Origin of the sequence: Vibrio sp. 10N.261.52.A1, from assembly GCF_002876325.1 — a bacterium.
Classification (GTDB): Bacteria; Pseudomonadota; Gammaproteobacteria; order Enterobacterales; family Vibrionaceae; genus Vibrio; species Vibrio chagasii.
The window spans coordinates 1-10,120 of the sequence record NZ_MCYD01000717.1 but is presented as its reverse complement, the minus strand read 5'-3'; the positions used below and the strand labels follow the sequence as shown (position 1 = coordinate 10,120).

Genomic DNA, 10,120 nt, shown 5'->3' with positions numbered 1-10,120 from the left:
TATCTTTGTGATTGGCGACAGTGCAGAGTGTCCACAACCGGATGGTTCTTTTGTTCCGCCAAGAGCTCAAGCTGCTAATCAAGCCGCGGGTCACTTGGCTCAGCAGTTCAAGCGTTTAGCGAAAGGTAAGGCATTACGACCCTTTGTTTTCCATGATGGAGGTATGTTGGTAGCGGTTGGTCATGACTATGCGGTCGGCGCGCTGATGAATGACAGAGTACTTTTGCGTGGTCGATTTGTGCGGAACCTTTACGACACTATTTTCCGTTTACATCAAAGAGTGTTGTTTAGTTGGGGGCGTGTGACCGCATTGGTCGTATTAAAGAGACTGAAATGTGCACTAAACCCATACAGTAAAAAGATCTAACGTAGGTAGGTTTGAGGCTTACCCTCAAGTTGCTACTTCAATGAGCGCCATGCATAAGGTTATGTATGGCGCTTTTCTTTTGTGCAAAAGACATCCTAGAACTGTGATACATCGTTAAAATCGTAAGTACTGATTTGGCTGACTTATAATATTTAGCTATTGCAGGCTATTTAGGTATAAAATCGCGTCATCATAATTCTAAAGGATGGTGCCATGTACCACGGTCATGTTTATTTCCCTCTGCGATTTGCAGAGCAAGCAGAAACACTTCGTCAAAAGATTCTATCTGAGCGTAAAGATGTATTAGAGGTTTTTCCTTTAGTACAACGTTTGGTTGGCCCACATAAAATGCCGATGTTTGAGATTCATTTTGCCAACAAAGAGTCAGGCATCGTGGAATGGCTTGAGCAAGAACGCGGTGATATGTCGGTGCTGATTCACCCTGTAACTGGCGGTGAAGAAACATTAGACCATACAGTACGTGCGATCTGGCTTGGCCGTGAACTAGGTGTATTCGAAGACACGCTAAGTAGCTAATTTAATTTACGCCCGACAGTGTGCACCTAATAAACAATACGTTTGTACAAAACATAAGCGAATCATTGTTTTCTTCTGTCGGGTGAGTTATCCCAGTACCCACTTCGATAGATTCCACCTTCCTGTCTGAACCTCCCTCTAACTAATGTAATTAAGCTCGTCGCCTATAGGGTTTGCTGCCCTTGAATTGCATGTGATATCCCAATACAGCAATCTGGGACACTTTTTCCCATGCCGAATTGGTAATACTGATGCCATATTCATTTATGGGCTCAATAATGCTATTCAAACATCCCATCTCTCTGCTAACGATTATTCGGCTTAACCCATTAAAGGTCGCTGCGACTTGGTTAATGGTCCTTGCTGAAAACGTGATGCTTATTCTGTTGCCATTGTTTATTGGTTACGCCATTGACGGCGTGTTAAACCAAAGCTTCCAGCCTTTGGTGATGCTGGCACTGATCCTCTTTGTGCTGGTCATTCTCAGCGTGGTTCGTCGTTTCTACGACACCCGTGTTTATGGGGCGATTCGTGTAAAACTGGCGAATATCGTGGAGCGAAACCTACGAGGCTTATCTGTATCAACCAAAGACGCTCGGCTCACCATGTCGCGTGAGCTGGTTGATTTCCTAGAAGACGACTTACCCGCTTTGATGACGGCCGTGGTGCAGCTTGTTGCAACTGTGGTGATTCTCTCTACATTCCATTTCTCATTGGCGCTTTGCATGTTGTTTGCTGGGCTGTCGATGCTCGCCATCTATGGTTTGTTTCACCAAACCTTCGCGCGGCTTAACGGCCAATTTAACGATCAAGTTGAACAGCAGGTTCAGTTGCTGAGCGGTGTTCGCTTGTCCGCGCTTCGTTGGCACTTTGAGCGACTTAAACAGTGTGAAATTAAACTCTCAGACACTGAGGCGATTGTCTATGGACTGATCTTTACCGTTTTGTTTGGCGCAGTCGTGGGCAATTTGTGGATGGTGAGTAAGCTTATCGAGCCGACTGCAGGACAAGTGTTCTCTATCGTTACTTATTCACTGGAGTTTGTTGAAACCGCAGTGATGCTGCCAATTACGCTACAAACCCTTTCTCGTCTTACTGAGATCAGTCAGCGACTCAATCATACCTCTGTCCAACAGGCTACCAAGGAGATGCCTTATGAAGTTTAAAAAGCCACTTTCGGTATTAGTCGGTTGTGCGGCTATCTTTGCTGCCTTGATTGTTGTCGATGAATTGGAACCTGAGGTAGTAGAGCCAGTGAAGAAACAAGCAGTACTGGCACCGGTTTCTGTATTGGAGGTGACACCTTCGCAGCACGAATCGACGTTAACGGTACTTGGCTTAACCGCTGCTCGTTGGCCAATTCAACTTAAAGCGTCGAGTAGTGCGCAACTTAAGTGGCTGAATGAAAACATTGAACCGGGACAGCTAGTGACTAAGGGCGACGTGTTGGCGAGGTTAGATACCAGCGCCGTTGATGCGAACTTGGCGCAAGCGTTAAGTGCGTTAAAGCAAGCTGAGTTGGAATTGAAACAGGCTAAGCATGAACAGACTGTCGCTCTTAAAATGCTCAACCCAAAAACAAGTTCGTCCTTTGCACGCAGAGAGCCTCAAGTGCTTGCAGCGAAAGCTAACCTGCAACAAGCAAAACAGGCGTATGTCAGTGCGAAGAAGCTAGTCGAAGAGTCAGTGATTACGGCGCCTTTTGATGCTGTGGTCATGAAACGCCACATTAGCCCAAGAGAGTGGGTAGAGGCGGGGCAAGTGACCTTTGAGTTAGCCGCCAGTGATTCGATTGATATCGAGCTTCCAATCTCTGAATTGCATTGGCAACAAGTACAAGCTGCCTTGGTTAAGCCGAGCATTCGTGTCGTGAGTCGTTCTGGGAACCAATGGCCGGCGAAGGTGCGCTATGTGTCGCCAGAAGTGGATTCGGTGACTCGCCAAAGACAAGTCGTGCTGTCGGTTAAAAATCCTTACCACGATAAGCCTAGGCTTTTCCCTAATCAGCAGGTTCAAGCTGTGGTTAACCTAGGTCTACAAGATGATGTGATTAGCATACCTCTGAGTGCGATGACCCGAGACGGGTATGTGTGGACGTTGGACACAGAAGACCGTTTACGAAAAGAGTTGGTAACACTTATTGGTCAAGGCAGCCAAGAGCTTGATATTCGCTTCAATCATCGAAGTGATGAGCCTCGCCGTGTGGTGCAGTATCCACTTTCTTCCATGCTTATCGGTAAACAAGTCGCGCCTAGGTTCAATGGAATCCATTCTGAAGCCATGCTCGCGAGTAAATCTGATGTCACACAGATTAAGGAATCAAACCAATGAGTTGGATGACAAGATGGTTCATTAATAACCCAGTCGCTGCCAATTTGTTGATGATGGCGATTGTTATCAGCGGTGTGTTGGCGTTTGGGCAGTTGCGTGTCGAGTCGTTCCCGCAAATTGCACCATCATCAATCAGTATTACTGTGGCGTATCCTGGCGGTACTGCACAACAAATTGATGAGAGCGTAACGCAACGAATCGAAGAGTCGATCAGCGGCATAGCAGGAATCAAACAGATCACTAGCCAATCGAGTGCTGGCGTGTCTCGGGTCGTGGTACGTAAAACCAGCAGCACAGACTTAGACAAGCTGTTGGATGACATTCGTAACCAAGTTAACGCCATCAACGGCTTTCCCGTGCAAGCAGAAAGACCGCAAGTGGTGCGCAATGAATTTACCAACTTAGCCGCGTTTGTTGTGGTGTCAGGCCCAAGAACCGATGAAGAGTTACAACCTATTGCTAAGCAACTTGAACAAGCGCTGAAGAAGAACCCTCAAATTTCCATGGTCTCAAACTGGGGAACTCGAACGCCTCAGTTGGTGATCGAGCCAGATCCAGACCAACTCAAGGCGCTGGGATTGAGCTTGGAAGATCTTGCAGGTTTAGTTGAGCAGCGCTCACTTGAGTCTCGTAGCGGCGAGCTAATTAGTGACAAAGGCCGAATGGTGATTCGTGGTGACGGTTATGCCGATGATTTACAGAAGCTCAATCAGCTTGTCGTGATTTCGGGAAGTGATGGAGAAATACGCTTGGGAGACATTGCCAAGCTAACCCGTGGCTACCAATTCAGTGGTTCTATCGTGCGTAACAACGGTTCTAACGCCATCGCTTTGTTGGTCAGTACTAGCCAAACCGATAACCTACTTAAAGTCAGCGAAGCAATCAGTGAAACACTGGATGCACAACGAGCGATTCTACCTTCGGATATTGAGCTGAATACCATGGCTGATATGGCGCCTTACATTGAAGAACAGCTGTTTCGTTTGAGCGAAAACGCCTGGCAAGGCTTACTAATTGTACTGATCCTACTTGGGATATTTCTTGAGATTAGGCTCGCGTTTTGGGTCGCTATGGGCATCCCGATTGCGTTCACAGGGACGCTTGCCGCAATGCAGTGGTTTAACTACAGCATCAACGACATCACCTTGTTTGGTTTTATCTTGGTACTCGGAGTACTAGTGGATGATGCCGTGGTTGTGGGGGAAGCGATACATGAAAAACGGACGCGTAGCACAGGCTATTCTCCTAATATAAACGGAAAGAAAGCCGCTTGGCAGGGCGTGCATTCCGTCTCAGTGGCAACTGTATTTGGTGTGTTGACAACTATTGCTGCATTTTCTCCAATGCTCTGGATTAACAATGAGTTAGCCAAGGTGCTTGCTGGGTTTTCGGCCGTGGTGATCTTCGCTTTGATCTTCTCGTTGATTGAAAGCAAATTTATTTTGCCGTCACACTTGGCTCAGCTTTCAGTGAAAAAGCCATCGACCAGTATTTTTGCCAAGGTTCAGAACGCCGCTCAAGGCGGTTTGCAGTGGTTCAATCTCAACATCTATAAGCCAATATTGGAGTTTGCACTCGGTTACAAAGGGGCGTCTTTGCTTGGGTTTGTCGCGGTTATCTCACTGGCTTATGGCATGTGGTCGAATGGGGCGATTCGAAGTGCGCTGTTCCCTGAAATTCCGGGGCGTTACATTACGGCTGTTATTGAGCTAGAAGATGGTGCGCCGTTACCACTGCAGCGCCAAGCTTTGTTGCAAGTAGAGCAAGCGATGACCCAGGTTGAGAAAGGCTTAATGGAAGATTATCCATTACAAGAGAAGCCCGTCGTAAACCTGCTCGCGTGGTCAGATGGTTATGGGGAAATTGAAGTCACTGCCGAGCTTACCAATGAATCTTTAAGCTTATTGCCGGGCAATTTACTGCTGAAGCAATGGCGAGAAATCACTGGGCAAATTGAAGGCGCTTACTCGGTGAAATTCAGCGCAGCAGAGGAGCCTGCTGGTGGCACATTCTTAACGATCTCTTCCAACGATCGTGAATTGGCGTCTCGTGTCAGTGAACAGCTAGCAGATACTTTAGCGTCCTTAAAAGGTGTCTCGGATGTTTACGATGATGGTCAGGATGGTTTACCACAAGTTCGCTTAGTGCTGAATCAATATGGTCAGCAGCTTGGCTTAACGCAAGTCACGCTAGCTCAACTTGCAGGCGAAGCATTTGGCGAAAGGGAAGTTCATCGTCTTTTAGAAAACGGACAAGAGACCAAAGTATTGCTGCAATACCCAAGGGATGAGCGCAGAACCTTAGCTCAGCTACAGCAAGCCATTATCATGTTGCCGAACGGTGGTAGCGTGATGATGGGTGATATTGCTGAGTTCCGTCACGAGCAAGAACCGCAAGTGGTTTATCGTCGAGACCGAGAGCAAGTGATTAACCTCTATTGGAAGCAAAACCGTGATCTGCAATCACCAGAAAAAACACGTGAGCAACTTGAAGATACGATTGAGTCTCTGCACCTTCAATATCCAAGCGTAACCATCAAAGCGGGCGGTGAGTTTGAAGAGATAGGGGAAGTGTCGGATGGCTTTAAATCCGCAATGATTCTGACTCTGCTGATGATCTATATCTTGTTGGCGGTGCCTTTGAAGTCTTACTGGCAACCAATGATTATCATGGCAGTCATCCCATTTGGATTCGCAGGTGCGATTTTTGGTCATTACTTGATGGACTTGCCGAGCAGCATTCTTTCAATGTTCGGTATGATGGCCATGACGGGGATCGTGATTAACGACTCGTTGGTGCTGATCACGCGTTTTAATACGGAATATCGCCAAGGCGTGCCACTTCAGAAGGCGTTAGTAATTGCGGGCACCAGCCGTTTGAGGGCGATCTTCTTAACCACGATAACCACTGTGTGTGGCTTGTTGCCGTTACTAAGTGAAACGGCAGAACAAGCACAATACCTAAAGCCTGCAGCGGTATCCTTGGTATTTGGTGAACTGTTTGCTACTGCGGTAACGTTGATCTTGATACCTGTGTTGCTTGGTCTGTTTTGCCGAAAAGCGCCTCAAGCTGAAGAGCTTATTGAAAAAGAGCAGGTCGAACAAGAATCACATGTACAGGCACAGCTCACTTTGGAGCGCTCATGATTGATTTTATAAAGGACAAAGACGATAGTGAAGCCAAGCGATCGAATTCGATCAAGTCGACAGAGACAAGAGCTTCTATGCCTGAGAACAAAGACCGTATGACGCAACAGAGCAAACCTGACTATCAATCAGTACCTGGCTTTAAGCTGGTGCCTGAGATTGCGTTAGTGGAATCTTTGCCAGAGCACCTCCAAAAACGCTTTAGCCATGCACTTAATTTAATGCATGAAGAGTGGGGTGAACGTCGTACTTGGGAAGAGATCGCAACCGAAAGCGCAATTTCGCCATACCACTTTCATCGTCAGTTTACAGAGCTGTTTAATGAAACGCCGGGGCAGTACCTGAGCCGAGTGCGTCTACAGATTGCGGTTAGCCTGTTGATCAATGACGAGCCATGGAGCGTTATTGAGATAGCTCAGTATTGTGGATTCTCATCATCACAGTCGTTAGGCAAGGCGCTCAAGCGTGAGTTGGGCGTGACGGCAAAGCACATTCGAGAAATGGGTTACAACGCGACTCCCAAGGAGACTGCCGATTTCATCCAGAGATTGGCACATCCGGGGGTGCAGTCTTCCATCGAAAAAGAGCTGGTTAAGTCGATGCCGACAGAATTAGTTTGGTATCCAGAGCGCGGTATGCAGAAGCTCAAATTGGACGATCCTGATTGGGATACCGTGTTTGAAATGTACGGTCTGAAATCAACACAACTCATGGGCACAACACCAATTAAGCAGATGAGAAACAAGTGGGACGACATAGACGCTGAAATCGGTAACTGGCAAGTGGCTAAAGAGCGTTACGATATGATCATTCCAGAAGGATACTACTTGTGTAGCGATGTGTATCTGGTTTCCGATGTCGCCTACAGCACGGCTTTAGAAGCGCTGTTTAACGCGGTTAAGCAACAAGGCTTGCAGTTAGACGTGAACGGCTATTTAGTGGAGATGATTCGCCATATAGATGATGACGATGTAGAAGGGGTGACTTTCTCTTTCCAGTTGCCCATTTTAACGACCCAAGATAGCGAATAACAAAAAGGCTCCTCATATGAGGAGCCTTTGTTTAATGATAAGCCGCTTTATAGAAGGAGCTTAACAGAGTAGGGGGATTAAGCCTCTGCCGTTACTTTAGAGCCGCTCATCTTTTTAAGTGCTGCGTAGCCAAAGCCTGTTACTAGCGTACCTGCTGCAATCGCTACTAGGTACATAAGTACTGGAGAGATAGCGCCAGGAATCAGTAGTACGAATAGACCGCCGTGTGGAGCCATCAGCTGTGCACCAAACATCATTGATAGAGCACCAGTTAGTGCACCACCTGCCATACATGCCGGGATAACACGCATTGGGTCTTTCGCTGCGAATGGAATCGCACCTTCAGAGATGAAACATAGGCCAAGAACGAATGATGCTTTACCTGCTTCACGCTCGCCTGCTTCAAACTTGTCTTTCACTAGGAAAGTCGCAAGACCCATACCTAGAGCAGGAACCATACCTGCTGCCATGATAGCTGCCATTGGTGCGTAAGTTTGCGAAGCCAATAGACCAACACCGAATGTGTAAGCGGCTTTGTTTACCGGGCCACCAAGGTCGAAACACATCATTGCACCTAGAATCACACCTAGAAGAATCGCGTTAGACGTACCCATGTTGTTTAGGAAGTCTGTCATTGCGCTCATTACGCCAGAAACAGGACCACCTACGATGTAAACCATCACAAGGCCAGTGAACAAGCTCGCGATAAACGGAATGATCAGGATTGGTTTAAGCGCTTCCATAGATTGTGGAAGTTGAACTTTGTCGGCAATGAACTTCGCAGAGTAACCTGCAATGAAACCCGCCGCGATACCACCTAGGAAGCCTGCGCCTGTTGAACTAGCCAGCATACCGCCGATTAGACCAGGAGCCAGACCAGGACGGTCAGCAATCGAGAATGCAATGAAACCAGCAAGAACAGGAATCATCAGTGCGAATGCAGAACCACCACCGATAGTCATCAGTGCAGCTGCCAGTGTGCCTTCTTCTTTAAACGCTTCGATGCCGAATACGAAAGAGAGTGCGATGATCAAACCACCAGCAACAACCACAGGAAGCATGTGAGATACACCTGTCATTAGGTGCTTGTACACGCCTTTTTTCTCATCAGCAGGTGCTGCTTGTGAAGAAGAGGCTGTGTGTTGGTATGGCTTAGCTTCAGCGAACGCTTTCTCAACTTCTTGCTTAGTTTTCTTAAGAGCTGGGCCAGTTGTTGTTTTGTAAAGAGGCTTACCATTGAAACGATCCAGTGGAACGTCGATGTCGGCTGCGATGATAACTAGGTCAGCGTCTGCGATTTCTTGGTCTGTTAGTTGGTTTTTCGCACCTACAGAGCCGCGAGTTTCCACTTTGATTTGGTGACCTAGGCGTTTACCTTCTGCTTCAAGCGCTTCCGCTGCCATGAAGGTATGTGCAACACCTGTTGGACAAGCGGTAATCGCAACGATCTTTTTGCTGCCTGTGCTGGCTGTTGTAGAAGAGTTTACTGAAGTACCCGTTACTTCAGCAGTGCTTTCAACTTGAGAAGCGTCTAATACTGTTGCTTCTGCTACCGCTTTCTCTAGAAATGCTTTTGCATCTGAAGTGCACTCAGAGATAGCTGCTTGGTAAACTTTTTTGCCCACGAAACGTGTTTTATCAACGTTTGTGTTCGCTGCAATAACCACAACGTCACAGCTGTCGATAGCGTCTTGTGATACTGGAGATTCAGGCAGCACGCTTGATTGGCACTCAATAGCGGCGTTCCAACCCAGTGCTTTTGTTGCTTGCTCTAACAAGCCTGCTGCGATGATGCTGTTTGCTACGCCACTTGGGCAAGCTGTGATAATGGTAATATTCATAATAAACCTTTTGTCCTATTTGCTTGTGTCTAACTGGTTAGTTGGAGCACCAAGCACCTGTAATTGGATATTTTGTAGTACTGAATCCAGCTCTTGTTGGCTGGTTACACCGACACCTACCTGCGAAACGGCTAGAGCAGATAGGGCGGTTGCGAATTTGATAAGTTCTGGTTTTGGCATTTGCTGCATGTGACCCCAACATAGACCAGCAACTAAGGTATCGCCTGCGCCTACTGTGCTCACTACTTGCATGCGTGGTGGCTGAGCGTGTAACCATTCACCTTGGTTCAGCCACATAACGCCTTCAGCTCCTAGAGATACCACGATGTTGTCGATGCCTTTTTCACTCAGGGCTTGGCCTGCGTGTTGGCATTGGTCACGCGTTGTCAGTTCAGCATTGAATAGCTGAGACAGCTCTTCATCGTTCGGCTTTATCAACCAAGGCTGTGCATTGATACCAGCTTTAAGTGCATCACGGCTGCTGTCGAAAAGAACCTTTTTGCCTAGGTCACGTAAGCGTTGTACCCAAGAAGCGCACAGCTCTGGTGATACGCCTTGTGGCAAGCTGCCCGCAATCACGAAATAATCGTGTGTTTCAGCCAGTTCTAGCAAGGTTTCTTCAAACGCTTTAATCGCGTCAGCATTAACAGGAACACCAGGGAAGTTGATGTCGCTTACTTGGCCAGAGTTCTCTACCAGTTTCACGTTGATGCGAGTTGCGCCATCAACACGGATGAAACGGTCTGTTGCGCTCATTTGTTCGAACAGTTGGCAGAAGGCCTCTTCGTTATTGCGACCAAGGAAACCTGTTACGGTCACTTTAGCGCCAAGCTCAGAAAGTACTTTTGCTACGTTTACGCCTTTGCC

7 protein-coding genes and 1 pseudogene are annotated in these 10,120 nt (G+C 47.4%); 6 read left to right on the top strand and 2 right to left on the bottom strand.

Features of this window, described 5'->3' with window-relative positions; translation table 11 throughout:
• The 6 genes and pseudogenes from BCT81_RS14390 to BCT81_RS14365 all read left to right on the top strand — a co-directional run.
• A pseudogene (locus BCT81_RS14390) lies at positions 1 to 367 on the top strand (NAD(P)/FAD-dependent oxidoreductase); the annotation flags it as partial.
• A gap of 213 nt (positions 368 to 580) precedes the next feature.
• Positions 581 to 904, top strand: a complete 324-nt coding sequence (locus BCT81_RS14385; protein WP_004740273.1) for a DOPA 4,5-dioxygenase family protein — start codon at positions 581 to 583, stop codon at positions 902 to 904.
• 239 nt (positions 905 to 1,143) lie between these two features.
• Complete coding sequence (locus BCT81_RS14380; protein WP_198596900.1) at positions 1,144 to 2,070, top strand: ABC transporter six-transmembrane domain-containing protein; 927 nt, start codon at positions 1,144 to 1,146, stop codon at positions 2,068 to 2,070.
• On the top strand, positions 2,060 to 3,235 hold the full coding sequence (locus BCT81_RS14375; RefSeq protein ID WP_102424859.1) for an efflux RND transporter periplasmic adaptor subunit: 1,176 nt from the start codon (positions 2,060 to 2,062) through the stop codon (positions 3,233 to 3,235). The genes BCT81_RS14380 and BCT81_RS14375 overlap by 11 nt, the downstream gene beginning before the upstream one ends.
• Entirely contained in the window at positions 3,232 to 6,381 is a 3,150-nt protein-coding gene (locus BCT81_RS14370; RefSeq protein WP_102424858.1) for an efflux RND transporter permease subunit, read from the top strand. Before BCT81_RS14375 ends, BCT81_RS14370 begins: the two co-directional genes overlap by 4 nt.
• Positions 6,378 to 7,412 carry an AraC family transcriptional regulator gene (locus BCT81_RS14365; protein WP_102424857.1) on the top strand — a complete coding sequence of 345 codons (1,035 nt, stop codon included), beginning with the start codon at positions 6,378 to 6,380 and terminating at the stop codon, positions 7,410 to 7,412. Before BCT81_RS14370 ends, BCT81_RS14365 begins: the two co-directional genes overlap by 4 nt.
• A 77-nt stretch (positions 7,413 to 7,489) precedes the next feature.
• On the opposite strand, the gene fruA is transcribed toward BCT81_RS14365, so the two are convergent.
• Complete coding sequence (gene fruA / locus BCT81_RS14360) at positions 7,490 to 9,253, bottom strand: PTS fructose transporter subunit IIBC (protein WP_102424856.1); 1,764 nt, start codon at positions 9,251 to 9,253, stop codon at positions 7,490 to 7,492.
• 15 nt (positions 9,254 to 9,268) lie between these two features.
• The coding region (gene pfkB, locus BCT81_RS14355) for a 1-phosphofructokinase (RefSeq protein ID WP_102424855.1) at positions 9,269 to 10,120 on the bottom strand (852 nt) is incomplete at its 5' end.

Bases quoted from the DNA above. Each gene is read 5' to 3' on its own strand.
- BCT81_RS14385 (WP_004740273.1), top strand. From the start codon at position 581: ATGTACCACGGTCATGTTTATTTCCCTCTGCGATTTGCAGAGCAAGCA.
- BCT81_RS14375 (WP_102424859.1), top strand. From the start codon at position 2,060: ATGAAGTTTAAAAAGCCACTTTCGGTATTAGTCGGTTGTGCGGCTATC.
- BCT81_RS14370 (WP_102424858.1), top strand. From the start codon at position 3,232: ATGAGTTGGATGACAAGATGGTTCATTAATAACCCAGTCGCTGCCAAT.
- BCT81_RS14365 (WP_102424857.1), top strand. From the start codon at position 6,378: ATGATTGATTTTATAAAGGACAAAGACGATAGTGAAGCCAAGCGATCG.
- fruA (WP_102424856.1), bottom strand. From the start codon at position 9,253: ATGAATATTACCATTATCACAGCTTGCCCAAGTGGCGTAGCAAACAGC.